Here is a 26356-nt window from a genome sequence, read left to right as displayed (position 1 = left end):
TGAATACAAAGAGCGCAGGACCTTTAATGTTTTTGGGCAGCAACACCAAAGAAAGAGAAAATAAGTGAAATATAAACACCAAAATAAACCGTTCCCGCATGGTCAAAGACTCCTTTTTTAGAAAAGATACTCCAGGCGAAAACAGTATTTATATACTACATAGAAACTGTAAATATTTTTGCATTTTTTGCCTTTAGTAAAATTTATTTCGATGCAACAATGTTATTTCCTGTCAGACCTGGGCCCTTTTCTAAAAAAGTAATTTATTGTTCAGGTAAATCATTTTTATGAAACTTAGTCTTGCTATAATTCAGTTTCACCTGGCTGAACCTGCGGGAAAATATTTTTCCAGCCACTTTAAAGTGGTATCAAAAACATATCGGAAATTCCTGGTAAAACGGTGGTCCGCTCCGGCGATTATCGCCAACTCTTTGGGATACCGCGCATTTTCAAAGAGCTTGATGCCCTGTTCCATAGGCACGGTGCAGTCTTCACTGCCGTGAATGATCAGAACAGGCCGCGGCGCAACAGACTGCACATTTTTTAACACGTTGTATCTTTTCAGATCTATGAAAAAACCTGCTTTCAATTCATAGCTGTCTGTTTCGGTTTCAATATGGTAGACCTTATCTTCGTCGACACCTAAAGGACCGTAATAAGTATCTAAAGGCTCGATAAATAGTTTTTCCAAATCGTGAGGCGAGCCCCAGGTACAAACCCCGGCAATTCGTTTATCTAAAGCAGCGCGGCAGATAGCCGTGGTTCCGCCAAAACTCCTGCCCAAAGCTATGAAGGGGCCCTTCGATTCTCTACTGAGGTAATCTATCGCTGAAGCAAGGTCATCCATATATCCTGTTAACGTGATATTGGCAAAATCCCCTTCACTGTCCCCTGTTCCGGCAAAGTCAAACCTCAATACCCGGTAGCCCCTGGCAACAGCCTCTTCGGAAAAGACGGCTGCCTTGCCACTGCCCTCTTTGGAGCCACGAAACCCATGACAAATAACAATCGTAGGCCCTCCCAGCCAATCGTCTGGTTGGTGCAGTACCCCGGCTAAGCGCTGTCCTCTGCTGTTTAAAAAGCTGACATTTCTCATACAGGCCCTCCCTGTGCGTAATAAATGACCCGGTTAGGGTCATTTGTTAAAAGCTTTACCTATAATTTTAATATTCCATAAAATATCTTTTAAGCTGTCCATCATGGTCAGGTAAATAATTGATGACTTCGGCAAACAAATGCCGCGAATTAAACGCTCTTCGTGCTCGGTAGCATAGTCCATGACCACCCTATTATAAAGATCGGCCCGGCTAATCAGGTGCCCGGCAATAACTTTATTCCCGGTCACTGCCAAATCACCGGCATTCTTCAGGCAGTCCAGCACCACGTCAAAAACATCTTTTAATTCGGTAACGGCCTTATCACTAAATAGGACTCCGTCTTTGATCTTGCTATTAACACTCTCGCCAATTTTCACTGCGGAGTACTTGATCTGCTCCACGGATTTGAGAAACTGCAGAACGGTGGTCCTGTCAACCTCTTCCCCTGTCCCCTCCGCCGGAGAAAGAACGTCAGCCGTAAGCTGATTAATCAAGCCGTCAGCCTTTGATCCATATTCTTCAGCAGAAACCAGCACACCCTTTTTATGCTGCAAGAAGCCTTCGAAAATTTTCATAAGCATGGACCGGACATAAAACGTTAATTCACCCAGGTGTTTCAGCATTTCCATTTTCCTGCAGTCTGAGTTTACACCAGTCATAAGACCTACCTCCCTGCCGTAATATTTCTTATATTATAGCAGAAAAATGGCCTTAGACCTGCCTGTTTTGCCGTAAAACGGAAAATTTCAGTCGTCAATGGGTGGTGGAAAAACTGAACGGTAGTTATAGTATTCGGCAAAAATAACGTTTATCCTCTTTACTGCCGCCAAAGGGTCCGAAACCATGGACTCATTGACACCTACCGCTTTTTCTGGTACATTAAGTTAAGTAGGTTCTCGGAAATGACCACGGGAGTACGGCGAAATGTTGGACCGATTTTCTAACCAAGGAGGGCAAAATGGGAGAGAATATTGCACAAAAAATCATCAAAGCGCATTTGGTTTCAGGCCAAATGGAACCTGGCAAAGAAATTGCCATTAAAATTGATCAGACATTAACCCAGGATGCTACCGGTACCATGGCTTACCTGCAGTTTGAAGCCATGGGGGTGCCAAGGGTAAAAACCAGGCTATCAGTCAGCTACGTTGACCATAACACCCTGCAGACCGGCTTTGAAAACGCCGACGACCACAGATTTCTGCAGACCGTGGCAGCAAAACACGGGATCTATTTTTCCAGACCCGGCAACGGAATATGTCACCAGGTTCACCTGGAGCGTTTTGGCGTGCCCGGGCAAACTCTGCTCGGTTCCGACAGTCACACCCCTACCGGTGGCGGTATAGGTATGCTGGCAATCGGAGCCGGTGGGCTGGATGTGGCTGTTGCTATGGGCGGCGGTCCTTTTTACCTGAACATGCCCAAAGTTCTGAATATAAAGCTTACCGGTCATTTGCAACCTTGGGTTTCCGCCAAAGACATCATCCTGGAAATCCTGCGCATCCTCTCTGTTAAGGGCGGCGTGGGCAAAGTCATTGAATACGGCGGCCCGGGAGTGGCCACCCTGTCTGTTCCGGAAAGGGCCACCATCACCAACATGGGAGCTGAATTAGGGGCCACCACCTCTATCTTCCCCAGTGACGAGGTAACCAGGCTGTTCCTGAAGGCCCAGGGCCGCGAACAGGATTGGCAGGAAATAAAAGCAGACGAAGACGCCGTTTACGACGAATATCTGGAGATAAACTTAAGCGAATTGGAACCAATGGTGGCACAGCCGCACAGCCCTGACCGGGTAGCCAAGGTAAAAGAAGTGGGGCCCATCGCGGTGAACCAGGTTGCCATCGGTAGCTGCACAAACTCTTCTTTTACGGACATGATGAAGGTAGCAGGCATCCTCAAAGGCAAAAAAGTCCATCCCGATGTAAGCCTGGTTATATCACCCGGTTCCAAACAGGTTTTTGAAATGTTGGCGAGAAACGGCGCCCTGGCGGACATTATTTCTGCCGGAGCCAGAATTCTGGAATCGGCATGCGGCCCGTGCATCGGTATGGGACAATCCCCCTGTTCCGGCGGCATATCTTTAAGGACCTTTAACCGGAACTTTGAAGGTCGCAGCGGTACCGCTGACGCCCAAATATACCTGGTCAGCCCGGAAGTGGCTGCCGCCTCGGCCATCAAAGGCGTTTTAACAGACCCCAGGGATCTGGGCGCACCCATCGAAATTGCTCAGCCGGAAAAGTTTTTAATTGACGACAGCATGGTTCTCCCTCCGGCCGAAGACCCCAGTACCGTGGAAGTGGTGCGCGGTCCCAATATCAAGCCGCTGCCTATAAACAGGGAGCTTCCTGAGAAGGTAGAATGTTCCGTACTATTGAAAGTGGGAGATAACATTACCACCGACCACATCATGCCCGCCGGGGCCAAGATACTGCCTCTCAGGTCAAATATACCGGCTATTTCCCAGTACGTTTTTTCCGCTATTGATCCCACCTTTGCAGAGCGGGCTTTGGCTGCCGGAGGCGGGTTTATCGTGGGCGGCCACAATTACGGCCAGGGCTCCAGCCGGGAACACGCCGCGCTGGCTCCTATGTACCTGGGCGTAAAAGCCGTACTGGCCAAGTCTTTTGCCCGGATTCACAGGGCTAACCTGATAAACTTCGGCATCGTGCCGTTAACCTTTATAAATGAAGCCGATTACGACGCTATCGGCCAGGGAGACAAGCTTGCCATTGATTTTTCCAAAATGGCGGAAGCAGGTAAAGTCACAGTAACCAACTTGGCCAACGGTAAACAAATTACGATGGAACATGGCCTCTCGCCAAGGCAGGTGGATATCATCAAGGCCGGCGGCCTGTTGAATTATACAAAGAAACAGAACAGTTAACACCGTCAATAAAGGCCCAAATCGCTGCCTGACGCAGTGACTTGGGCCTTCTGCTTACTATAGAACTTCAATATTAAAATCCACCACTTCCACATTGGCATTCTCTTCAATGTAATCCACAGCCTTCTGTAGAGTCTGCCGCGCCAGGTCTGCGCTGGCGCTGACGGTAGATATGCCCAGTACGGCATGCTGCCAGAAGTCCTGGGCAGCTACTTCGGCTACAGAAACGTTAAATCTGTTTTTCAGTTTGTCTATAATACCTTTGAGCTCCTGCCGTTTATCCTTTAACGAACGGGCCCAGGGAATGTGAATGTCCACGCTGCATATCCCTACAAACAACGAAGATACCCCCACCGGCAAGTTAATGATTGCCTTCATGTTATTTTCTGTTGCGCAGGTCGTTGTTGGTTTTCGTACCGACTCGGACCACGGTGGCCAGGGGTTTATAGTAATCTTCAGAGACCAATTCCTTTTTCCCTTCCGGCTCCGTCACCCGAAATACCTTAACCCGATACCCTTTCTGGCCGCTGACCAGTACCGTTGTTTCGCCTTTGGGCAGGGTGCCGTCTTTCTTCACTGTAACCTTCGGTTCAATTATCTCGTAGATATCGGAAACCAGGCGATATTTTTTATTACCCTGCTTCTTGCCTATTAACCTGACAAGCAATTCACTGTCAGAAACAGAAACAGCTATCAGCACAGGAAAGGCGGTGTTATTTTTGAATTTCAAATCAAGCTGGCCGTCAGCCACAGCAGCATCCTGTCCAATGGGGACATAATCGGGCGGTAGGCTATGGGGATGTCTTTCCACTATCTGCAGGCCGGCCATTAATACAGCTCGGTATAAAGTGGTCGATACCTGGCAGACTCCCCCGCCGATACCATCGGTCAAATTGCTGTTACTGATTACTTTGGCATTTCTATAGCCCCTTTGAACGGTTCTCTGGCCCACAGTATAGTTAAATGAAAAGGTTTCACCCGGTTTAACTAAAGAATTGTTTATACTTTCCGCTGCCAGGATAATGTTGGCTCGCCGGTTTTTATCAGCGGCATCAAAACCGGTAACGGCTACGGCCAGGTCGTCCCTAACGTCTTTTAACTGCCCCGCACTAACCTCGGCAGCCACTTGCCGCACAGTTAACCGGCAAGACTCTTTCCTTTGTATAACAGCATTTTTAATAGCTTGCAGGGAAGCCTCTTCATCCAATCGGTACCCTTTTTGTTCGGGGGTCACCTGTAATTTGTTATCCAGCAGGATAACTCCGGCATTTTTGGGGGACCGGTTAATCTCAGCGGACAATTCCTGCAAACTTTTTCTCATTTTCTCTTCGTCAAACCGGAATGCTAAGGGCAGTTCAACCTCATTCATGCGAATCCTGAAAGAATCGAACATTTTTAAGAAATGGTTATTTCCCCGGCCTGTATTATAAGCTTCCTCCACAGTCTTTTTATAGTCGGCATAAATACCGAGTTGGCTATATGACAACGTCCATTGTTTGCTGCGGAAAGTCAATGTAATGGCAGAGTTACGAAGACCCGGTTCCAAGGCCCGGGTCAGTTTTTCTTCGGCTGCCGGTTTATCCAGCCCGCCCAAATCAATATTCTCCACCAAAACCCCTTCATAAATCAATTCATTATGTGCCGGAGCCAAGAAAAAAACGGCCCCAAAAACACTAACCGCCACTTGAATGGCGATTAATGATAATATTCCTGTAAAAACCTTTTTTCTGGAAGGCATAGACACTCGCTCCCGGCAAAATTTGGTTCTAACTTCTCGTATTCATGGAAAGTTCGGTAAATTTGCCGGCTCTTTTTACTTTTTCCAGTAATTCTTCCGTAATAATGTCGCCTTCCTCAGCCAGAACTTCTCCTTTCTCAGTTTCTATTTTCTTACTGACCTTTCTGCCTAACAGGAATTGACGCTGTCGTTCCTCAAAAAGCCTGGTAGCCTCGGAATTATCTTCATCCTGTTGCTCTTCTGTTTCCTGAGCGCTCCCTGCAGGAACTTGTGCATCCGGTTCAGCCAAACCGCTGAAAGTCTTTTTATCTGTAAGCAACTTGTCAACATCTTCAACAACTACTAAAACATCCTTGCCAAAGGTTACTACCCCGTCCGCCGGGACAATTTTCGGTTCGTTGCTCTTGGGAGCCGTAAACTCACAGGCCACGATTTTGCCCTCGTTTTCTTCGTCTACATAAAATTCGCTGACCGTTCCTATCAGTTTGCCCTTCTTGGTTAAAACTTTAGTCCCGATTACCTTTACATTTTTCTCCAACAGGTCGCTCAAATCAGGCAAATCATCCAGAGTAGTAATAGCTGTAGCGCTCTCAATAGTTACGGCGTATTCACCAACTCCTATGATAAATTTGGATGGCAATACCCGTACTCCCAGGTAACGGGTACCGTCGTCCACAACCAGGCACTCAACGGCCCCTTCCTCGGGATTGATGATCAGGTCGTTAACTTTACCCACTTCCTTACCGTCATTAAGGCTTATTATGGCCAGGCCTAAAAGTTCTCCACTTCTTTTCATAACCTACTCTCCTCACCAAGCAAATGTATTTTAAAAGGTTTCCGCTTTCCATTGGCCTAATCTCTCTTCCACGGTTACCTTAATTAAATTCGGCACCATTGATATAGGCAGGTTCGGAGTATTAGCCTTCTGCAGCATCTCCATAAGAAGCTCTAAATGTTTAATTTCACAGAGAATATCCCTCTTCATATCCTGCTTGATGTTTGTCCCAACGGTATTTAAAAAAGCCTGCAAGGCTTCTCTGGCCTTCTTGTACTGTCCCAATTCCTTGAACATGGCGCACATATCCGTAATTATTAAAAATCTCAGGCTTAGCGAAGGGTTTAACTCCAAGGCCGATTCAAAATACTTAACGGCCAGGTCCAGCTTGCCCTGCATTTTTGCATCAAAGCCTTTGGATATATAGTCGTTAAGCAGGTCGCCCGTATCAACTTGAACCGCATCCTTTGTTTTATCTTCACTCATATCCGGTTCCCCTTGTAATTGGTTTTCAGTTTCCGTATGGACGGCAAACTCCAAAACCTGTGCAAAAGCTTCTCCCGTTCCGGAATCCTCCGGAAAAAAGGTTTCCTCCTGTTCCGGAATGCTCATAGCTTGTTCTGCGATATTTTCCTGATCTGTTACAGAAAACAGGTCTGTTTCTTCTAATTCTGTTTCCTCTACTTCTTGGTACGTATTACTTTCGTTATGTGCTTCATTGTATCTTTCCGGCACTTCTGCAATTGAGATAATGCCCGGTTCTTCAGGTTCTTCATGCGATGCAGTGCCTGAAATTTCTTCGGATGTGTTAATCTCTCCGGCTCCGTCCTGTTCCGTTTCCTTTGTTACGTCATACTGCATCTTTGCTCCGGCATCATCGCCGGTTTCTTCTGCCTGTTTTGTATCTTCTGCCTCTTCTTCATCTTCCGCTACTACGTCTTCTACACCATCCGCCTCAATTTTTTTATCTTCAGGCGGTAATTCCTGTGTAGCAGCAACCTCTTCCATCCCATCCGTCAGATGCGTGGCTGCCGAGGTATTCAGAGCAGCTATTGTTATTAAGTAAGCACAAACAAAAATAACCCCTATTAACATCAGCACTACCAAAACCCAATTCATCAAACCTAACATTATTGGAAAAAGAGTACTGATTAACAGGGACACCCCAGCTATGTACCAAAAAACCCTGGTATTCAACCCTTTTTTCTGCCCTACCAAATAAAATACACCAAATAAAGCCGCGTTTGTGATTAATACCCATACAATGTATTTGGCCATAACTGACCCCCTTCAGGGACGCACTAAGCGTATAAAGTATTATTCGACAGGTGGTACATAATTCCTTCATAAAATTAATATTTTCGAAAATTTCCACATAATATCCAGTTTAAACCAACTATACAAAAATATCACCTGCATCGGGACCTGATTCAATATTACTGGGTTTTGCACGCATTTCGTCATACCAAACAAATTTATAAAAACCAAAATATACATTAAAGATGTAATTGGCTATTATATTCAACAGTATCAATAATCCACTGTTCGGCCGCACATTTGTTATCATGCTTAAAATTCCGTAAGCTAACACCTGAATAACCACCAGGGCAATCAGATACAGTATGTTTTTGAAACCCAGTTTAGCACTTTCCTTCAGGCTCCAGAAGAAGTCAAGCTCTCCCACTATCAGGGAGGGCAGCCAAAAATAGGTCACCAAATTATACAACAGTGTAATAACCAGCATGATTAGCCCAAAAGCAATGAAACCCATGACAAAAGAAGGTACTATACTGTCCGGGTTTTGTAACAGGACATTCAGGTTCTTGATAATGCTGAATTTCAGGTACAAAATAACCGGCACACCAAAAATGGCAGCGCCCACCAGCATAACAGCAAAGACACGGAACCAGTATTTTAAGCCGTTTCTGAAATATTCGGCTACACTGAGGGGTAACCCCTCAACAGCATCCCTGAAAACCCCGTTTATCGCCCCGGTAAAATAAGCCTGCACAGCCATAAGCAAAAGGATAAAGATAACAAGAACTACAGCCCCTGCCGCCCCCGGACTGAAAAGATATTGAATTAATAGGCGGGCGGCTTCATCATTAGAGACTTGCATCATGTTGTTCACCAGCGGTCCGAAAAACACCAGTCCTATGATAACGGCAACAGGCACAACAATAAAAAATCCGGCTATAGACCCCAATAGGGGATAAAGAAACATCTGCCATTTTTCCGTCAGCAATTTGAAAGTACGACCGAAAGCATCGCCAAAATGGTTTGCCATCAAAAGTCTCCTTTACTTTTAATTTACCTAAAAGCTATTTCGCCTTTTCCCGATAATTTTCCTGTCTGACAGGCAAATTTTCTGTCATATCACCTAACCGGCCTTTTCCCTCCCCTTTAAGGCCGCAGCCCATACCGGCTAAGCTCCGGAGTAGCCGGGACACCCCACCCATTCTTCACCCACCCACCACAAAGGGCACAGAGACACCACAGAGGAAAAAGTAAAGGCAAAATTTCAAAGCAATTAATTATAACTCAAACCAGAGAACCTATAAACTTTACTTTTACCATTAATTCTCCGTGTCCTCTGTGTACTCCGTGGTTGTAATAAATTTCTATTCGATTTCCTGGTGGTAAAGGGGTTATGCAGTCTGAATTAGATTGGTTGTCCTGGCCAGGGCCTTATCATAAAGTTCCAGGTACTCAGCCGCCGACCGGTTCCAGGAGAAATCCTGTTCCATACCTGTGCGGGCCAGTTTTTCCCATTTATCGGGTTCGTCGTAAAAGAGTTTGATGGCCCTTTGCAATGTATGATAAAGCATTTGGGCCGAATAGGGTTCAAAACTAAAACCGTTTCCCATGCCGGTGAAAGGATCGTAATCAACAATGGTATCGGCCAAACCGCCTGTAGCCCTGACTATCGGCACAGCTCCGTAGCGCAGCGCTATCAATTGACCAAGCCCGCACGGTTCAAGTTTTGAAGGCATCAAGAACATATCTGCACCGGCATATATCCTTTGCGCCAAAATACTGTTAAACCCAATATGCACCGCCATCTTGTTGGGGTACTTATTTTTATAACCGGTGAACAGCCGCTCGTAATACGGTTCTCCGGTACCTAATATAACCAACTGCACCCGTTCTTTCATGAGTTCATCCAATATTTCCGCAAGCAGATCCAGTCCTTTATGATCGACCAGACGTGAAACCAACCCTATCAACGGCACGCTCTCCACAGGCAAGCCCATTTCCTTTTGCAGCGCATATTTATTTTCACTCTTCTCCGCAAAGGTCTCGGAACTGTAATTACGGAAAATACGCGGGTCCGTTTTGGGATTAAACTCGTGGAAGTTGATCCCGTTTACGATCCCGTAAAGGTCATGAGCCCTTTTTCGCAATAATCCATCCATCCCTTCACCGTATTGAGGCGTTTGAATTTCACGCGCGTATTTTGAACTAACAGTATTTAATATATCTGCATACACCAGGCCCGCCTTCATAAAACTGACCTTTCCGTAAAATTCCAGCCGGTCGGGGTGAAAATATTCTTCGCCCAGGCCAAGGAGGCGCAGCACATCTTTGCCATGGTTACCCTGGTACAGCAGGTTATGGACAGTAAACAAGGTGGCTATCCGCTTATAAATATCCCGGTTTTGATATTTTGTTTTCAGCAATAAAGGAATGGGACCTGTGTGCCAGTCATTGCAGTGAATTATATGCGGCTGCCAACCAATATATGGCAACATCTCCAGGACCGCCTTACAGAAAAAGATATACCTCTCCGCCTCATCCCAATAACCATAAATCCCGTACCGGTCAAAGTAATGGTAGTTATCCACAAAATAAACAGGCACCGTCTTCGTTCCACCCGGTACTATCGCCTCAATTGAACCTTCCCTGATAATGCAGGTTTGCTTTTGCCCGGCCATCTCCACAGGAAAATCAGTCACCGTTCGGCGCCAGTCAATTCCCTTATATCTGGGGAGCACAATACGCACATCGTTTCCCAGTGCCGTCAAAGCCTTCGGTAAAGAACCGGCCACATCGGCCAGGCCTCCGGTTTTGGCAAAAGGAACGACCTCCGCCGCCACATACAGAACTTTCAGGTTTTTATCTAACATAGTAAATTGCCTCCCTCTTTTCAGCAAATAATTGAAACAAACCTCTTAACCCTCTTAACTTCAAATACCGGTCTTGCCAACTTATTCTTAGGTTGTAACGGAAAACGCCATTTTATTTGTCTATTTTTTGGAAAACCCCCATAAAAGAAAGCTTTCCTACGATTAGTATAAATACACCACATGTGAACTTTACAAAAAAGTTATTGTTTTAATTTTAGGAAATTATGCTTTGAGGTAAAATTGTGGATAACCTCAAAGCATGATCACCGGATATGAACAAAAGTTTTCTTGAGGTTTCGATAGAAACTTTTGTTCAAAATTCTAAAAAAGGAAAGGAGGTTAAAAAATGAAGTTGTTGAAAAGGATATTTGCACTGGGTCTGATCTTCATTTTTGTTTTCAGTTTTGCTGCCGGTTCCTATGCTTTCCCCTCCTTATCCCTTATGTTGAATGTACCGACAGAAACCAAACCGCCGGCCCTTTTGCCCTTCGCCGATGTATCGGGGCACTGGGGTGAACCGTTTATTGCGGAAATGTACTTTCGCGGTATAATGAACGGATATGCAGATAATACTTTCCGGCCAAACAACCCTGTAACCAAACTGGAAGCGCTGGTCATGATGGTTAAAATGCTCGGTTTTGATCCGAAAGACATGGGGCATTCCGATAACTACCTGTTAAATGAAATTTTCAAAGTGCCCAAGTGGGCCGTGCCTTATGTGGATTACGCCATCGACAACGATATTGTCGATTACAAAGAAGTCCAGAACATGACACTGCAGCAACCCCTGATCAGGCAGGAAGCAGCCGTAATGGTGATTCGCTCCCTGGGCCTGGCCCGTGATGCCAAAAAAACAGGTAAAGAACTGGACTTTACCGATGCCGATGCTATAGATCCTGAAGTAAAAGGCTTTGTCGCCCTCGCTAATGAGAAAGGCTTGATAAACGGCAATTCTAAAGGTGCCTTTCTCCCAACCCACCCCGTTTCCAGGGCAGAAGTGGCCGCCATTATGGCCAAGGTTTTTACGACAGAAATTTCACAAAAAGGGTACACAATAACAGAGGGTAAACTGGCTCAAAAAAAGCAAAGTCCTGAAGGTACTGAGATAAGCCTTTATCACCCGGCCGCCGACGGGCGGGAAGAACAAACCCTATCCCTGAGTTCGGTACCTGCTGTTTACAAGAATAAGCATTGGGTTGGGCCCGATGAATTGGCTCCCGAAGACTATCTGAGGGTAATTTGCAAAGATGCCGACGGGAAAACTCTGATTTTTGTGGAACCTGAACCCGCTCAGGAACAGGTTGCTTTTGAACAACTGACTTTAGACAATGCTCCGGTAAAATTGCAGCAGCTCTTTGAAGAAATTAAAACCAACGAAGGATTTTACGCCTTCCGGGACGATTCGGACCTGTACCTGTTGGCCTGCCGGGGCGAAAAAACTACCGGCGGTTACAGTATCGAGATAAACAGCATTATACCCGCAGATGAACAGCAGAAGATTTTAACAGTTCGTTATACTAATACCGATCCCGTTCCTGGTAATTTTTACACTCTTCCGATAACTTACCCATACAGCCTAGTGAAAGTAAAAGTAAAGGCAATGCCGGAAAAGGTAATATTCAGGGAGCAGTCTACCGGATTGACCACAGAAACGCCGGTGCAGCGTCTTTAAAAATAAAAGGAGCTTGATTGATCAAGCTCCTTTTATTTTACTGCTAATGTCCTCAGCCGGTTGACAGCCGCCGCCACTTCCTGTTTGCGGGGCATGGCCAGGTCACCCGGATGCTGCCCAGAAAAAGGGGCCAGGATATCCAACCCTTTTTCTTCAATATCCCGAAAAACAGCATCTACAGCCTGGTGAAGAGTGTGCCGGTTATCTATGTATTTTTTCGCCATATAAAATATTATGGCGGCTATGGCCCTGGTCTGGCTGGTATCAACCAATTGTTCCAAAAAAGATAGATCAACGGAAGAAGTACCAAAAATAATGGTTTTCAGGCCCTTCGCATCCACTTTGGGCTTACCACCCTTTTCGGGCCGAAAGCCGCTTATCAGGACCACCCTCGGTTCCGTTGCACCAAAACCCTTTCCCCCTTCAGCCAGCCTCTGGCTGGGCCTTAACCGGGCCACTTCTTTCGCCCGGTCTGTTATATTGTAAGCCACATATTCATCCATCATAATCACCAGGTCGGCTACATCGAAATAATCTCCCGACCCGCCCATTACCAGTATTGTCGATACGCCTTTATCCCTGTAAAGCTGCCTTACCTTGTCCACAAATGGCGTAATCGGTTCTTTTTCTTTCGCCACCAGAGCCTGCATCCTGGCATCCCTGATCATAAAATTAGTAGCGCTTGTATCTTCGTCCAAAAGAAGCAAACCTGTTCCGATTTCCAGGGCCTCCATAATGTTGGCAGCCTGTGAAGTACTGCCACTGGCGTCATCAGTGCTGAAAGCCCGCGTATCTATGCCATGCGGGAGATTGCTAATAAAGGGCGTAATATTTACCTTCTCCACCCGTCTTCCGTCTTCAGCCCTGATTTTAACTGCATCGGCACGGGTTATCACCAGTTCCCGCCCATCACCGGGAATATGGTCATATACGCCTCTTTCAATGGCCTTCAATAAGGTTGACTTGCCGTGATATCCCCCGCCAACTATCAGGGTAACGCCCTCTGGAATACCCATTCCTTTGACAGGTCCCCGATTGGGTAATGGCATATCCACGGTTAGATCAGGAGGTGATACAAAAGGCACAACCCTTCCGGCCATGGGTTTGTCACTGACTCCGCTTTGCCTGGGTAAAATTGATCCGTTGGCCACAAAGCAAACCAGGTTCCTTCTCTTCATCTCTGCACGGATAAAATCCTGGTCTTCTTTCAATTCAACATAAGACAGGGCTTCTTTAGCAGGAATATTGCCAAATAATATAGAATCGGCGACTATCCTGGGCAACTCTTCCGTCAGCATCGCTGCGGCCACATTTCCCATCACCGTTCGGCCCCTGGCCGGAAGCCCCAGGGAAATCCTGGCCTCAATATAATCTGCATTCACCACCACGGCTGTCCGTTCCAAAATTTCCTGACCACCGGCATCAATAAACATCAGCCCGCTTTTCCCCGTCCCGCGGATGCCCCGGGAATGTTTCCCAATCATAGCTGCAATACGCCTGCTGAGATAATCCTCCAGCCCAATCCGCCGGGGTTTGTTATGCCAAAAAGCGACCGGAAAGCGGGCCAAGCTTTGGGGCACCCTCACCCTGATTCTTGATGGGGAGGCAAAGGGGTCACCCTGAACATAGTCGATATACAGGGTATAGTCCCTGAACTGATAAACACCGGCAATATCCTTATATGCTTTATATCCCTTACCGTCAATCCTTTTCAAACTCTGAAGCAGTTTTTCCATACCGTCACCTTAATATCCGGGCATCAAAGGCATAATTTTACCCTGTTTTTGATAATAGGCCGCTATTAAACCAAAGCTGCCCGTAAGCATCATATCGCCGAAAGGAGCCGCCAGATAAACCTTTTCCCCTGCTATCTTATACCGGTTGGGTCCTGTCACCACAATCTTCCCGGTAAAAGAATGGCGCCTGGCTTCGGGGTCCACATATGCGCCATGGCCCCTGGCGTTAAATACCTCCTCGTGCGTCAGGGTGCCAGCCTGGAGTTTACGCACATATTCCATAATAGCCTGTCCGTCCAAAATCCGTGTATGGTGTTCAAAAAGGCCAAAAATCCTCTTTCCTTTAATGAGCACTCCCACGGTATGCTGGTTGCCGATATTGACAATGGTAATACCGGTCTCGGCTGCCGCAGCCACCTCCGGGTCACATAAAGCTCCCCAGATGGCGGCCGAACCCGTATCCATCAGCAAGGCGCCGGGCAAATCCCTTTGCACTGCCCGCATTCTGGTAAAATGAAAGGGTATATCAAAATAGGCCAAATCTTCTAAGGCTCCTCCGCGTTCAATAAATTTCCTCCACTGCTGAAAACGAAACTCCCTGTTTGACTGGCCTATCGCTTCACCGTGGTCCTGGACTGCAACGGCAAATTTCTGCGGCAATTCTACATCAAAGCAAGCCAGCGCTTTTTGTAACGCTTCCAGATCTATGTCCCGCATGGCTATTTCCCTGACATGGGCCGGAGGATTGGCCGTTATTTCAACTCCCATCTCTTCAACCTTTTTCAGATCATCATTAATGGTCAAGGCAGCATCAGGTGTGGCATAAACGGCCAAGCCGGCATTTAAATGTCTGCGAATTGCGCCCACGCACGCCCCGCCGCCCATCAGGTTGCCGTTTAAAAACACAGCTTCTCCCCTGGCAGTAGCTGCGCTGATTCTGTTGCCGACGATCACCGTCTGGGAGGGCAGTACCATCTTCACGCAGTTTTCTATGGGCTTACCTTCTTCGTAAAGCAGGATATCCTGCGTTCCTCCGCCAACATCTATAGCCAGAATAGCTTCCGCCAAATTTATTCCTCCTTTAATTTTTATCCTTCTTTTAGTCTTTTTTCTGAATCCTGCTGTTCTTTCAGTCTTTTTTCTCTGTTCACCCGCAGTTTCTCTTCCAGTTTCAGGTAGGCATCAGGGTCGTAGTTATCACTTTTCGGGCAAAACTCCGTGCCTTCCCGACACACAAAACAATTAGCACATTTGATTGTTTCCCTTTGCCCATTGCTATCTCGGTGAACGCCCACTGTCTGTCATCTCCTTATTGCAACTCAGTATGTTCAAAACCTGGGCATTTATAAAGGCCAAATGACTCCCTTTCCATATGGCCCCGGGAATACATTTGACCTTCTCAAAAACCTTATGTGCGCACAACACTTCCGCAACTGTATTATTGCAAGAGCTGCCGTTCAGCAATAATACTGTAGGCTTTGCCTGCGGCGCCTTTAGCATAATAATCAAAGCCATGCATTCGCAATTCCTCAGTTAGCCTGTCAGCTTCATGGGCATCAGCGGCATCCAGTACCAGAGTTAATCCATCGTTGGGTCCCAGCCTGGCAATAGTGTCTTTCAGTTTATTGATACTCTGTTCACCCAAAGCCGGTCTCAAGTCCAGAGTAATATTCATAATCGGCCTCCTGTCGTTTTTATCTGTTAATATGCCCCACGACGGGCCGGATTATTACTCCGGAACCTTATTTTATTTAATACTACCTAATTTTTATTCAAACGGCATTTAGATGCCACCCGAATACCCAATCCTATGTTTCTTTATGCAGAGACGGTAAAGGTCAACGTATTCCCGGGCAGATTTATTCCATGAGAAATCGCTGTCGAGGGCTTTTCGCACAAGGCTCTTCCAGCTACCTCGGTCTGAATTATACAGATCCAAAGCGCGTAAAATAGCGGCATACATTTCCTCTGCGTTATAGGCTTGAAAAACAAAACCGTTACCGGCGCCCGTGTGCGGATCGTAATCGGTGACAGTATCGGCCAGCCCGCCTGTAGCCCTGACAATGGGAACGGTACCATACCTTAAGGCGATCAACTGGCCCAATCCGCAGGGTTCAAAACGGGAAGGCATCAGGAACATGTCGCTGCCGGCATATATTTGTTTGGCCAAAGCTTCGTTGAATCCTATGAACACCCCTACTTTCTCGGGGTATTTCCCGGCCATAGCCTGGAAGAAATCCTCGTATTTCCTGTCACCTGAACCTAATACTATTAACTGTATATTTTGAGTCATCAACCGGTCAAAAACTTCTGCAATCAGTTCAAGCCCCTTCTGGTCCACAAGCCGGGATACCAAGCCGATTACCGGGAAATCCACTTTCGGTAAGCGTAGTATATTCTGCACCGCGGTCTTATTTTCCTTCTTGGCTTCCAGGTTTCCCGAACGGTAACGAGCGGTGATAAAAGGGTCCTTTTCGGGGTCATACTCATTGTAGTCAATACCGTTAATTATTCCATATAAATCCTGTGCTCGCTTCCGCAGAATTCCTTCCATGCCTTCACCGTATTCCGGCGTCTGAATCTCCCGGGCATAGGTTTTGCTGACGGCATTGAGCAAATCGGCATATACTAGTCCGGCTTTGATAAAACTTATACTACCGTAGAATTCCAACCGTTCATGATGATAATAATACTCCGGCAGTCCCAACACATCCAAAGCATCCCGGGGAAAATTACCCTGGTAATGCAGGTTATGTATGGTCATAAGAGTAGCTATCCCTTTATAAAAGGGATTTTGGGCTGCCAATTCTGTTAATAATACACACACAGGCCCTGTCTGCCAGTCGTTGCAGTGAATAATATCAGGCTGAAAACCAATTGCCGGCAGCATGGCCAGGACCGCCCGGCAGAAAAACCCGAACCGGTCAGCTTCGTCGGCATACATGTAAAGATGTTGGCGGTCAAAGTAATGATAATTGTCTATAAAGTACACCGGCAACTGTCGGCCTAGGGTTGCCTCCCCCACATTCATAAAAGTCCTGCGTACGATAGCAGTCTCTTTGCGTCCCCTTATCAAAACGGGAAAGTCCGTCAAAGTTTCCATACTGCTTTTAATAACCTTGTATCTTGGCATGGCTATGCGGACATCATGGCCCATTTGGGCCAGCGCCCTGGGCAAAGACCCTGCCACATCGGCCAAGCCGCCGGTTTTCGCATAGGGAGCAACTTCCGAAGAAACAAACAAAATTTTCAGGGACTCATGATCAGTCATCAGGTACCTCCGACATTATTTCTTCTTTCCCAAAAAATTTCTTCTTCCGTTGTCGTAGAGCCAGTCAACAAAAATAATTGAGAGACTTCAATTGTCACATTCTACCTCAATTCTGCAAAATCCTTTTCATAACAGCATTATATTTGGCGCGATTTGCAGTAGACCGCCAGGCAACAATTCACACACTGCGGGTTTCTTGCCTTACAAACTTTTCTGCCGTGATGAATGAGCCAGTGATGAGCCCGGGACCATTTGTCCCTGGGAATTGCCCGCATCAGGTCCGCTTCCGTTTTTAACGGAGTGCTGCTGTCAGCCAGGCCCAGCCTGTTGGCTACCCTGAAGACATGAGTATCCACGGCAATGGCATCCCGGGCAAAAGCGTTGCTTAGAACCACATTCGCCGTCTTGCGGCCTACTCCCGGCAAAGATATAAGCTCTTGCAGGGTATCCGGTACCTGGCCTTTGAATTCCGCCACCAGCTTTTTGCTTGCCGCCACCAGGTTCCTGGCCTTGTTATGATACAGACCGCAGCTTTTGATCAGCTCTTCCACCTCTTTTACCGGGGCCTTGCTCATCTTTTCCGGAGTGCCGAATTTGGCAAAGAGAGCAGGAGTCACTTTGTTTACCCGTTCGTCAGTGCACTGGGCGGACAAAACAGTGGCCACCAGCAGTTCAAAGGGGTTCCTGTAATTTAAAGCTGTTCCCGCATCGCCGTATTCTTTTTCCAATGCCTGTAATATCATTTGTACCCTGTCTGCAGCCATAAACCGCTACCTCCGGACGACGAATGACCTGTTATCGGTTCATCATAACAAGTACGATAATAATATGTTTTTGGTTTACAACACTTTGGCGAAAATTATGGTTTTATTTTCTTTACTCCTTTTGTTGCAGTTTTTGCAGGTTAAAAACCAGAAATAATAATCATTCGTTATAATTTTACGGCTCATCAGGAGACGGTCAAACTCCTTCAAGGCCTTTGGAACCAGGTGGCGCGGCCCGGTATATACCTTGGATATCATTCGGGTCGGCCCCATCGTGACAACGTTGGCATATTTTCCGTCCGGGGACACAATTTCAACCATGAGACTGCCCACCAGCATACCATCGTTAAAAACAATTAGCGGCGGGGCAACAGTCCGAAAACCCTTTCCCTCGATTTCTGCCATCACCCTAAAAATTTTAAGTTCGGGAGCAACGGGAAAATGCGAAATCATGGGTACCTTTACCTGGTAAAAAGTTTTGCCTGTCCAGTCATTTTCCTGCATATCCCAATTCATGAATTCTTCCTCGGTCATGCCGGGACAAAAGCATTTCATCATAACGGCACCTCACAGCATACTTTTATCTGAATTTCCAGGCTTCGTAAGCAGGCAACTGCAGTTTTCGTAAGGCCATGCCTACCCCCAGATTAATGCCAACCCCCACAGACCAGAACTTTAAAGCCACGTCCCTGGGTATGGACAGAATGACCAGCAATATAAATACTGTACCCAGCAAACTGTATTTCATTGTATTGATTCCCCGTTCCCGCTGGCCGAGATTGATCCAGTTGATGCCCGCCAGTAAACCGCCCAACAGAAAAGCCGGTAAAGAAACAACCGTAATTACAGTTGGATGAATGGGGCGCTTCCACAGCAAGATTCCTTCACCTGCCCAAAATATTTATGCTTATTATAACATAATTTGCACCAAAATTTGTACCAAATGGGCCAACAACAGGAAAAAAGACATGCTGTCAAGAATATTTGGGGTAACTTCCCCTAAAAAAAAAGACCCCACTGCAAGGTATTTTGCACAGGGTGTCTTTCCTACCACACTCATATTGACATTGAAGAAAAAACTAGTGGCCAAAATCGTCTATTTTCCAATTTCCGCTCTCTTTAACAAGTATAAATTTAAAATGATCTTGCACAACTTTAGCCTTGTTCTTTAATTTAAACTCAAAATCAACTTTGTAACCCTTTATATCTTCTTCTTTTTTATTCTTGCCTCTACCAAAGGTCATGTATTCATATACCACGGATTTATCCGGTACTATTTGTGATATGTTGATAAATTCATATTCATCTTCTCCCAACGATGCATTTTGAGCCATTTTACGTCTCTCAGTTGAATATAAGCTCTTTAGCCTGTCTAAATCATGAGTTTTGACTGCTTGGAAATAATCAGTGATTGCCCTTTTGCATTGTTCATCGTCATTTTTATACTGTTTATTGTACTGTTCAATGGAAGAATTGGTACCAATGCACCCACTGATAAGAAGCAAAAATATAAGCCCTAAAATCGCTGTTTTTTTCATAGTCTCTCCTGTCATGTTTTAATAGTATCCGGCAATTTTAAAATATACCTTCGGATCAGTATATAATGATAATAGATACGTTTAATATTTTTTCTCATGTTAACAATTAATTCCTGCTATGGAATGTTATATTTCGTATGACATTTTACGACATTTTTTGAACATCGGCGCTGGCTATCGGTAGAAGGTTGAGCAATTTCTTTAATTATAATTGCATTTTGAATTTTGTTTTATTTGTGGTAAAATGGTTTCAAATTCTGATTAAACCAATAATTGTCAGGAGGGCGCCATGATTGACAGGGATTTAATTGAACGGATCAATTACCTGGCCTGGAAAAAGAAGCACGAAGGCCTGACAGCAGAAGAAGCGGAAGAACAAAAAAAATTGAGGGACATCTACCTGCGGAACATACGGCAGCAGGTCAAGGCATCTCTGGATGCACTGAAACAGGCCCAGCAAGGACAGCATAAAAACAAGGAGCACGGCCATGGGTGCAATTGCCACCACTGTAAAAATTAAATGAGGCTGGCAGATAAGCACAGCCTCAATTATCTTTCACAACCTTATTCTTCCTTAATTGCTGCCGTCGGGCAACCCTCTACTGCCTCGTGAGCCAAAGATTCTTGGTCGGCAGGTACTTCCTCTATTTTGGCAACTGCCTTGTCGTCATCACCCCATTCAAATACATCGGGGCAGATACTGATGCACTGTCCGCAACTGACGCAAAGGTCTTCGTATACTTTTACCTTCAAAGTGTTACCCCCTTTTATGTTTTAATGTATCCCATAGAATTTTTCCCATCATTAATGTTGCCCCAATAAGCGTTAATTATTCCTGTGCATGGTTTTCCCAATATCGTGCAGCAACTTTCTGGCGCCCGGCATGATAACTGCTGACATGACACGTCTGGAGAATTCCGGACCAAGTAGCCGCTTGCCGCCATATTTAACCACGAATGACTCTTCTTCGGGGATAAACTCCACTTGCTCAGTTTCGGGCATACCCTCCAGGACGCCCCTGACGCGGGCCACTCAGCCTCCGCACAGGAGCCCGTAAACTTTTAGCTTACAGCGGTTAAATCCGTCAGCGGATTGGTCCCAGAGGATTTCGACCCGGGGATTAACCCATATATTGTGCAATCCGGGGCCTTTTTTCATAATAGTGTACACCTCTCATTATATTTTGCCCCGGCTAAGGTTCCGTATATTCACGTAACAAGCCGCATCTCAATTTTAATCTTAATTCAAGTCTCAACCCTCCAGGTGGCTCCTGGATTCCTTTAGCATTTCCCTTATCGGCAGGTTGTAGGGGCACTTCTCTTCACAAAGGCCACATTCGACACAATCGGAAGCCTTTTTGGCCAACGGTCTGTATCTGTCTACAGCCCAATCCTGCAGTCCGTATCTGGTCCAGTAACCCTCCAGGAGAAAAATCATGGGAATATCAATGCCCTGGGGGCACGGTTGGCAGTATTCGCAGCGCCGGCAAAAACGCTCTCCCAATTGCCGCACTTCCCGGTTTAAGGTTTCCTGCTCTTCCTCCGTCAAAGGTAATATTTGCTGTCCAAGGGCAGCATTTTCGGCCACCTGATCCAGTTTGTCCACGCCTGGTATAATGGTCGAAACAGGCGAATTTAGAAGAAACTTAATGGCCAGGGCCGCGTTTTTAAAAGCCCCGCCGGCCAAGGGTTTCATGGCAATCATCCCAATATTCATTTCCAGGGCAAGGGGGATGAGGGCTTTTTCCGCTTCCCTTTCTACAGGGTTATATGGGAACTGGACTGTATCGAATTCCCCTGTTTTCAGTGCTTCCACCAGGATTTCCGGAATGTGCCCGGTAATCCCAATGTAATTGATCTCGCCCCGGGCCCTGGCTTCTTTTAAAGCGGCCAGCGCCCCATCAGGCCCCTGGACCTTTTGCAGAGTTTCCCTGTCCTTAACATTATGTAACTGGTACAGGTCAATGGTACCGACACCTAAATTTTTCAAGCTCAGTTCAATATCCCTGGCCATGGTCTCTTTGTCTCTGGCCATAGACTTAGTAGCGATGATGGGTCTTTTGGTGCCCCGAAAACCGACACCGAACTTTACTTCACTATCGGTGTACGCCCTGGCAGTATCAAAAAAATTAATGCCTTTTTCCAATGCGGTTTTCAGTATCGCTGTCGCTTCTTCCCCGGCAACCCGTTGGATGGGAATCCCCCCCAGTCCAATTACCGATACCTTTAAGCCGGTTCTGCCAAGAGTTCTTTTTTCCACAATCAATACCTCCTAATGTAACAGTTTATTGCCATCAATATAAACATATGAAGTTATTTTACCCTGGAAAAAGAAAACTTTTACGTTCAAAAACTAATCCTTCTCTAGCAAATTACCCCACTAATATTTTCTGGGGCTTTTCCAAAAGCTAAGAAAAAAGATATGATACAAGCTTTGGAAGGAGGTGTTGTTGTTGTTGCAGAAAGAGCAAAAATTCATGGACAAACAAAGAGCGCCAAGGTTAAAAGACGCCAAAAACAACAAAAGCGTGATGGAGCCGGTTGAAAACACAGGTTTTACAGCAGCGGCAGACCGCATCACCCCTTATGACCCCGATGAACTAAGAAAAAGGAAAGAGCTATAGCGTCCTGCATATTTAGGTTGCCAAACCGGGGAAATAAGACCTTTCCCGTGACTTTAAGGTAGGTGGCGTATTCACCGGCAGGATACACCACCTATTCAACATTTTTTCTATTCTACTTTTATTTCCGTATCATTGATAATCCAATGAACAGCTTTAACCACGTAAAAAATGGCTATAGCATAATAAATCAAGAAGAAATAAGGAAACTGCGGGTACACCAATTTGACCAATGCTTCCAACAGCAGCGGCAAAGTCAATGCGTATATGCCAACGTTCCAGGCCTGGCCAAACTGCAAAGGGCCCTTTTGGGCGTTGTTGACAAACATACCGATCATGGCAAGGAATACTCCGCTTAGCAGTTTTCCCACCAGGCTAACGATATAACCTACAATGCCGATGATAATGATCAACCATTTCAAAGAAGGCAAAAAGGCCAAAACTTTATCTTTGGTGAGGGTTATTTCTTTATAATCCTTTAAATTTATCTGTCTGACCTGGTACTGCTGCTTAAGATAAATCTTAGTCTTGGTAATAAACACGCCATCGCTGTATTTATCCAGAACATCCTCTCTGGTGGCTCCCGTTGTATCAACCACCAGGACGGAATTGTTTTCTCCTTCCAGGTAATAAGGCTGCTTAGCATTGAATCGGAATTCACCGTCTGCCAGCTTAAAATCCGGCACCTTTTTTTTAAAATCACTGATAAACTGCTGTAAATCACTGTTTAACCCAATTGCGCTTTTGATGCCTGTGATAATAAAAAGGATACTGAATAAAACCAGTAAATACTTGATGGTTTTTGATGTTTTTTGGAAAGCTACTTCTCTGTAAAAAGTCCAATCTATAATACTGCCTTTAAACTGTTCTATAAAACCCAACTCAGCGTACCTCCTTAAACAGGTTATCGGCTTCCGCCACATTTACCAGTTTATCCCAGAGCCAGGGAGCGGCTTTTTTAACATTAACCGGTTTGCCATGTTCGTTTAGAAAAGCATGGGTTGTCCCGCCATGGGCAATAAGCTGACCATCCGCATTAACGATGTCATAATCGAAACCAATACGGGCGCCGGAAAGTTTGTTTACTCGCGTCTTAATAATCAATTCATCGTCGTACCGGGCCGATGTTTTATACTGGCAGTGGGCCTCCACCACCGGCAGATAGATTTTATTGGCCTCCAGTACAGTATAAGGCAGCCCAAAGTCACGGAACAATTCAGTCCGACCTACTTCAAACCACACAAAATACTTCCCGTGGTATACCATCCCCATTTGGTCTGTTTCTTCATATCGTACCCTGACCTTGACTTCTCCCACCATATTTCCTCCTAAGTAATGTGAATTATTTTACCGTTTCTGTTAATGTCTATTAATATTTGCCCTTTCCCTTGCCATTTCCTGCTTTAAAAATACCTGCGCCGGGCGCGTTAGCCGCCGCTTATTTCATTTACTGAAAAAACGCTGTAGGTAAAAACCGAAATTCCAGTGCTCGAAAAAGGCTTCCGCGGCCATTTTACCTGATTCGTAAAGCTGGCGCATCTTTTCCTTACTTATATCGAAATCAGTGGCATGAATCCCGAGGGTAGGAATGGATATAGTCTTGGCTGAAGAGCGTTCCTCCAGGTAATAGGCATCGTGGGCTTCCAACATGGTGGAAACCAGGGCTGCTAGAAAAGATACCGGTCCTTCAATGTTTCGCGGCCTGCCCTCATTTGGTCCCACAAGCCGGAAACCAAAAGTAGGCAATTTCGGACGGGCCCCCTCGGACTCAAAGAGCCATAAGGGAAAATTGCTTAAAACCCCCCCGTCGACGAAATAACTTTCTCTGAGCACACATCTTTCATCATGGTATTTGATTACCACCGGCGCGAAATAAAAGGGAATGGTACTGCTCATGCGCACAGCCCTGGCTACAGAAAATTCGTCGGGATTTATGCCGTAAAACTTCAGGTCCCTGGGCAACACCACCATCCTACCCCGGGAAATATCCGATGTAATTACCTGTAATTTATACTTATAACGGTCATCCCTTTCCTTTGAATTAATTAAATCGCCAAAAGAACGAATACCCCTGGCGGCAAGTTTTTCCTTCACCCAATCTTCAATAAACTTCCCCTGGTAAATTCCCATCCTGGTTATCACATTATAAATGGGACCGCCGACAGGTGGAATTTTCCCCGCAGGGAAGGAATCCTTTAATTGCTTATAATTTATAGAAAACAACATATCTTTAATTTCCGACGCGGAATAGCCTGCCGCTACCAAAGCGCCGATAATTGCCCCGGCAGAGGTCCCGGCGACGTTTTCCCATTCGTAATAACGTTCAGCCACTTCCAGGGCACCGGCAATGCCAAGGCCTTTTACTCCCCCGCCTTCAAAAACAGCGTAGGCTTTTTTCTTTTTTTTCAATTTATCAAAAAAGCCCATCCGTCAACCCTCCTCAATTTATAATATTAAAAGGGCCGACGGATGTACCTAATTCCCTGCGCAGATTTCTTCCACAGCCTTGCGAATATTCTCCATGTGCATTTTTACCAAAACACCGGTAATTTTTTCGCCACGGAATGACATTTCTTTTAGAACTTCCAGAATTTCCTTTAAAGTCATGCCGCGAGTACAATAATCCGTAACCCTGGCCAGGATTTCTTCCAAGTAGTCCTTATCGCTGTCAATGCGGAACAGGATTTCTTGTCGACCGGCTGCAAAATCTCCGTGGCCGGGTATAACCATTTCGATTTCCAGTTCATCAACCAGCTTTTTTGTCTTTTCCAACGTATCTATATAAGACCGAAAACTATGGTATACAAACGGAAACTCAAGATCGGAAAGATAATCACCCGCTACCAGTATTCTCTTAGACCTGCTGATTAAAAATATACTTTCCGCTGTATGTCCGGGGGCATGAACGACTAAAAGTTCATCCTTTGCCAGGGGTATGCGCATTCCGTCTTCCAGGTAATTGTCTATTTCCGGGAAAACAAATTTTTTATCCCTGGATACGTAGTAAGTTTCATCAAGTTCGTTGAGCTGAATCAACTGAGCCTCCCGGTCTACTGTCCGGAACGCCGAATGTCCCAACAATTTAAACCCGTTAAAGTACTGATGCCCCACAATATGGTCAAAATCAGCATGGGTGAAAATGACATACTTGTTAAAGGCTTTGCTATTCATCGCCTGGCTGGCAATAATCCGGATCTCGCTTGGGAAATAGGTCGGGTCAATCACAACTGCAACTGCTTCATTCCGGTAGACCACACTGTTAGTCTGCCACATGCTGCTTTGAAAGACAAAAAAATCTTTATCTATCCTGAACAACTACAACACTCCGCTCCATTTTTCTTTTCCATTTGTTTCTTATATGTACAAAAAATTCCTGCTTTATACAGGCGCTTTTTTCCCACTACACAACCATTATATTTTACTGGTATCGTAATGTAGTAAAACATAATCTTTCTGTACGGGGCGCCATTTGGTAATTCCGCCGGATACCATGGCTTCTTCCCAGAACTGCCCGCACTTTGGGCAAATAAACAGGTATTTGAAATCCCGCTTATGTACAGATACAATATGCCAATCATCTCTAACGGTCCCACAGGCGCAGTCGCAATTGTCCCATTCCCCGGAAGTTTCCACCAATTGGGGAGGGATAATAAATTTGTCTTTTTTGGCAATTCTCCACTTGAGAGCAAACATGAGCCAAAGAGTACCAAAAGTAATTAATGCCAGCGATTTAATCGTCCTGACCACCGCCCTCCGGATACCGGTTTTTGTATCTATATCATATTTTCGACCGTTGAACCCAAATCCCTTTTTCTTACGCAAAAAGGAGAGGATAATCCTCTCCATTCAGGCAACGTTTGTTTCACTATGCAGCGGCTTCTATTTTTCTTTCTCCCCTCCTACGGCAGGATAGGGAGGGTTCTCCGCTTACCGTTTGGGAGCGACTGCGCCCGCAAACCCGCTGCCGGGCAGGCAGGGAGTTCCCGCATGCCCGAAGATGGCGAAAATACCGTTTTGAGGCTTTACTACTGCATTTACTCTGCAGGATATCAAAAAACCGCTGCACATTAAAGTGATGAGTTGCGACTTAGTGGAGGGCGGCAAGCCTGTGTTTACGACAGTGAGGGCTTGAAATTG

General features: G+C 45.8%; 31 protein-coding genes. 4 read left to right on the top strand and 27 right to left on the bottom strand.

The genetic code is table 11. The features are described 5' to 3' along the window. Window positions 1–316 precede the first annotated feature (316 nt). Together Tfer_RS13410 and Tfer_RS13405 are read right to left on the bottom strand one after the other, a co-directional pair. The gene (locus Tfer_RS13410; RefSeq protein ID WP_052218842.1) at window positions 317–1096 is read right to left on the bottom strand and encodes an alpha/beta hydrolase; all 780 of its coding nucleotides are present in this window, start codon (window positions 1094–1096) and stop codon (window positions 317–319) included. Window positions 1097–1135: 39 nt separating this feature from the next. Next, window positions 1136–1756, bottom strand: a complete 621-nt coding sequence (locus Tfer_RS13405; RefSeq protein ID WP_052218841.1) for a Na/Pi cotransporter family protein — start codon at window positions 1754–1756, stop codon at window positions 1136–1138. A 299-nt stretch (window positions 1757–2055) separates the two neighbouring features. Here Tfer_RS13405 and Tfer_RS13400 point away from each other — a divergent pair, with 299 nt between their 5' ends. After that, entirely contained in the window at window positions 2056–3978 is a 1923-nt protein-coding gene (locus Tfer_RS13400) for an aconitate hydratase (protein ID WP_052218840.1), read from the top strand. Between the two features lie 57 nt (window positions 3979–4035). Here Tfer_RS13400 and Tfer_RS13395 read toward each other — a convergent pair whose 3' ends face one another. The 7 genes from Tfer_RS13395 to glgA (Tfer_RS13370) all read right to left on the bottom strand — a co-directional run bounded on the left by Tfer_RS13395 (window position 4036) and on the right by glgA (Tfer_RS13370) (window position 10618). After that, entirely contained in the window at window positions 4036–4317 is a 282-nt protein-coding gene (locus Tfer_RS13395; RefSeq protein WP_052218839.1) for a DUF503 domain-containing protein, read from the bottom strand. Window positions 4318–4357: 40 nt separating this feature from the next. Next, a complete protein-coding gene (locus Tfer_RS13390; RefSeq protein WP_052218838.1) occupies window positions 4358–5716 on the bottom strand; it encodes a VanW family protein in 1359 nt (452 codons plus the stop codon). A 28-nt stretch (window positions 5717–5744) separates the two neighbouring features. Continuing rightward, complete coding sequence (locus tag Tfer_RS13385) at window positions 5745–6512, bottom strand: PRC-barrel domain-containing protein (RefSeq protein ID WP_052218837.1); 768 nt, start codon at window positions 6510–6512, stop codon at window positions 5745–5747. Between the two features lie 30 nt (window positions 6513–6542). After that, window positions 6543–7769: an SdpI family protein gene (locus tag Tfer_RS13380; protein WP_052218836.1), complete on the bottom strand. Its 1227-nt coding sequence runs from the start codon at window positions 7767–7769 to the stop codon at window positions 6543–6545. Between the two features lie 118 nt (window positions 7770–7887). Then, window positions 7888–8778, bottom strand: coding sequence for a hypothetical protein (locus Tfer_RS13375; RefSeq protein ID WP_052218835.1), 891 nt, complete (start codon window positions 8776–8778; stop codon window positions 7888–7890). A gap of 34 nt (window positions 8779–8812) precedes the next feature. Then, on the bottom strand, window positions 8813–8950 hold the full coding sequence (locus Tfer_RS16635; RefSeq protein ID WP_160315570.1) for a hypothetical protein: 138 nt from the start codon (window positions 8948–8950) through the stop codon (window positions 8813–8815). A 189-nt stretch (window positions 8951–9139) separates the two neighbouring features. Continuing rightward, the gene (glgA, locus tag Tfer_RS13370; RefSeq protein WP_013121200.1) at window positions 9140–10618 is read right to left on the bottom strand and encodes a glycogen synthase GlgA; all 1479 of its coding nucleotides are present in this window, start codon (window positions 10616–10618) and stop codon (window positions 9140–9142) included. Between the two features lie 346 nt (window positions 10619–10964). Here glgA (Tfer_RS13370) and Tfer_RS13365 point away from each other — a divergent pair, with 346 nt between their 5' ends. Beyond that, window positions 10965–12290 carry an S-layer homology domain-containing protein gene (locus Tfer_RS13365; RefSeq protein ID WP_052218834.1) on the top strand — a complete coding sequence of 442 codons (1326 nt, stop codon included), beginning with the start codon at window positions 10965–10967 and terminating at the stop codon, window positions 12288–12290. 32 nt (window positions 12291–12322) lie between these two features. Here Tfer_RS13365 and Tfer_RS13360 read toward each other — a convergent pair whose 3' ends face one another. The 9 genes from Tfer_RS13360 to Tfer_RS13315 all read right to left on the bottom strand — a co-directional run bounded on the left by Tfer_RS13360 (window position 12323) and on the right by Tfer_RS13315 (window position 19599). Next, entirely contained in the window at window positions 12323–14026 is a 1704-nt protein-coding gene (locus Tfer_RS13360) for an ABC-ATPase domain-containing protein (protein WP_052218833.1), read from the bottom strand. Between the two features lie 9 nt (window positions 14027–14035). After that, window positions 14036–15094, bottom strand: coding sequence for a DUF1786 domain-containing protein (locus tag Tfer_RS13355; protein ID WP_052218832.1), 1059 nt, complete (start codon window positions 15092–15094; stop codon window positions 14036–14038). A 20-nt stretch (window positions 15095–15114) separates the two neighbouring features. Further along, window positions 15115–15321 (bottom strand): hypothetical protein, encoded by a 207-nt coding sequence (locus tag Tfer_RS13350; protein WP_052218831.1) that lies wholly within the window; start codon window positions 15319–15321, stop codon window positions 15115–15117. 143 nt (window positions 15322–15464) lie between these two features. Further along, a complete protein-coding gene (locus tag Tfer_RS13345) occupies window positions 15465–15701 on the bottom strand; it encodes a hypothetical protein (RefSeq protein WP_052218830.1) in 237 nt (78 codons plus the stop codon). A gap of 108 nt (window positions 15702–15809) precedes the next feature. Further along, window positions 15810–17297, bottom strand: a complete 1488-nt coding sequence (gene glgA / locus Tfer_RS13340) for a glycogen synthase GlgA (RefSeq protein ID WP_052218829.1) — start codon at window positions 17295–17297, stop codon at window positions 15810–15812. A 137-nt stretch (window positions 17298–17434) separates the two neighbouring features. Beyond that, window positions 17435–18061 (bottom strand): endonuclease III, encoded by a 627-nt coding sequence (nth, locus tag Tfer_RS13335; protein ID WP_013121206.1) that lies wholly within the window; start codon window positions 18059–18061, stop codon window positions 17435–17437. Window positions 18062–18136: 75 nt separating this feature from the next. Beyond that, complete coding sequence (locus tag Tfer_RS13330; RefSeq protein WP_152909066.1) at window positions 18137–18619, bottom strand: hydrolase; 483 nt, start codon at window positions 18617–18619, stop codon at window positions 18137–18139. A 22-nt stretch (window positions 18620–18641) separates the two neighbouring features. Beyond that, window positions 18642–18938 carry a hypothetical protein gene (locus tag Tfer_RS13325; protein WP_013121208.1) on the bottom strand — a complete coding sequence of 99 codons (297 nt, stop codon included), beginning with the start codon at window positions 18936–18938 and terminating at the stop codon, window positions 18642–18644. A 202-nt stretch (window positions 18939–19140) separates the two neighbouring features. Then, complete coding sequence (locus Tfer_RS13315; protein ID WP_052218826.1) at window positions 19141–19599, bottom strand: DUF4829 domain-containing protein; 459 nt, start codon at window positions 19597–19599, stop codon at window positions 19141–19143. Window positions 19600–19888: 289 nt separating this feature from the next. Between Tfer_RS13315 and Tfer_RS13310 the strand changes: the two genes are divergently transcribed. Next, window positions 19889–20119 carry a DUF896 domain-containing protein gene (locus Tfer_RS13310; protein WP_152909065.1) on the top strand — a complete coding sequence of 77 codons (231 nt, stop codon included), beginning with the start codon at window positions 19889–19891 and terminating at the stop codon, window positions 20117–20119. Between the two features lie 44 nt (window positions 20120–20163). Here Tfer_RS13310 and Tfer_RS13305 read toward each other — a convergent pair whose 3' ends face one another. The 3 genes from Tfer_RS13305 to Tfer_RS13295 form a co-directional block, all read right to left on the bottom strand. Beyond that, window positions 20164–20352 carry a ferredoxin gene (locus Tfer_RS13305; protein ID WP_013121211.1) on the bottom strand — a complete coding sequence of 63 codons (189 nt, stop codon included), beginning with the start codon at window positions 20350–20352 and terminating at the stop codon, window positions 20164–20166. A gap of 72 nt (window positions 20353–20424) precedes the next feature. Next, window positions 20425–20631 carry a hypothetical protein gene (locus Tfer_RS13300; protein ID WP_013121212.1) on the bottom strand — a complete coding sequence of 69 codons (207 nt, stop codon included), beginning with the start codon at window positions 20629–20631 and terminating at the stop codon, window positions 20425–20427. A gap of 219 nt (window positions 20632–20850) precedes the next feature. After that, the gene (locus Tfer_RS13295) at window positions 20851–21858 is read right to left on the bottom strand and encodes an aldo/keto reductase (RefSeq protein WP_013121213.1); all 1008 of its coding nucleotides are present in this window, start codon (window positions 21856–21858) and stop codon (window positions 20851–20853) included. A 193-nt stretch (window positions 21859–22051) separates the two neighbouring features. On the opposite strand from Tfer_RS13295, the gene Tfer_RS16630 reads away from it, so the two are divergent. Beyond that, window positions 22052–22222 carry a hypothetical protein gene (locus tag Tfer_RS16630; protein ID WP_160315569.1) on the top strand — a complete coding sequence of 57 codons (171 nt, stop codon included), beginning with the start codon at window positions 22052–22054 and terminating at the stop codon, window positions 22220–22222. A 107-nt stretch (window positions 22223–22329) separates the two neighbouring features. On the opposite strand, the gene Tfer_RS13290 is transcribed toward Tfer_RS16630, so the two are convergent. The 6 genes from Tfer_RS13290 to Tfer_RS16835 form a co-directional block, all read right to left on the bottom strand. Next, complete coding sequence (locus Tfer_RS13290; RefSeq protein ID WP_052218825.1) at window positions 22330–23100, bottom strand: DUF1189 domain-containing protein; 771 nt, start codon at window positions 23098–23100, stop codon at window positions 22330–22332. A gap of 1 nt (window position 23101) precedes the next feature. Further along, window positions 23102–23539: an acyl-CoA thioesterase gene (locus Tfer_RS13285; RefSeq protein ID WP_052218824.1), complete on the bottom strand. Its 438-nt coding sequence runs from the start codon at window positions 23537–23539 to the stop codon at window positions 23102–23104. 123 nt (window positions 23540–23662) lie between these two features. Further along, a complete protein-coding gene (locus Tfer_RS13280) occupies window positions 23663–24646 on the bottom strand; it encodes a patatin-like phospholipase family protein (protein WP_052218823.1) in 984 nt (327 codons plus the stop codon). Window positions 24647–24694: 48 nt separating this feature from the next. Then, complete coding sequence (locus Tfer_RS13275) at window positions 24695–25534, bottom strand: MBL fold metallo-hydrolase (protein ID WP_052218822.1); 840 nt, start codon at window positions 25532–25534, stop codon at window positions 24695–24697. Window positions 25535–25630: 96 nt separating this feature from the next. Beyond that, complete coding sequence (locus Tfer_RS13270; RefSeq protein ID WP_052218821.1) at window positions 25631–26041, bottom strand: hypothetical protein; 411 nt, start codon at window positions 26039–26041, stop codon at window positions 25631–25633. Between the two features lie 105 nt (window positions 26042–26146). Then, window positions 26147–26356, bottom strand: a 210-nt coding sequence (locus Tfer_RS16835; RefSeq protein ID WP_207642456.1) for a hypothetical protein, incomplete at its 5' end; no start/stop codon positions are given.

Source organism: Thermincola ferriacetica (genome assembly GCF_001263415.1).
In the GTDB taxonomy this organism is placed as follows: Bacteria; Bacillota; Thermincolia; order Thermincolales; family Thermincolaceae; genus Thermincola; species Thermincola ferriacetica.
This window is presented reverse-complemented; position numbering and strand designations above follow the sequence as displayed.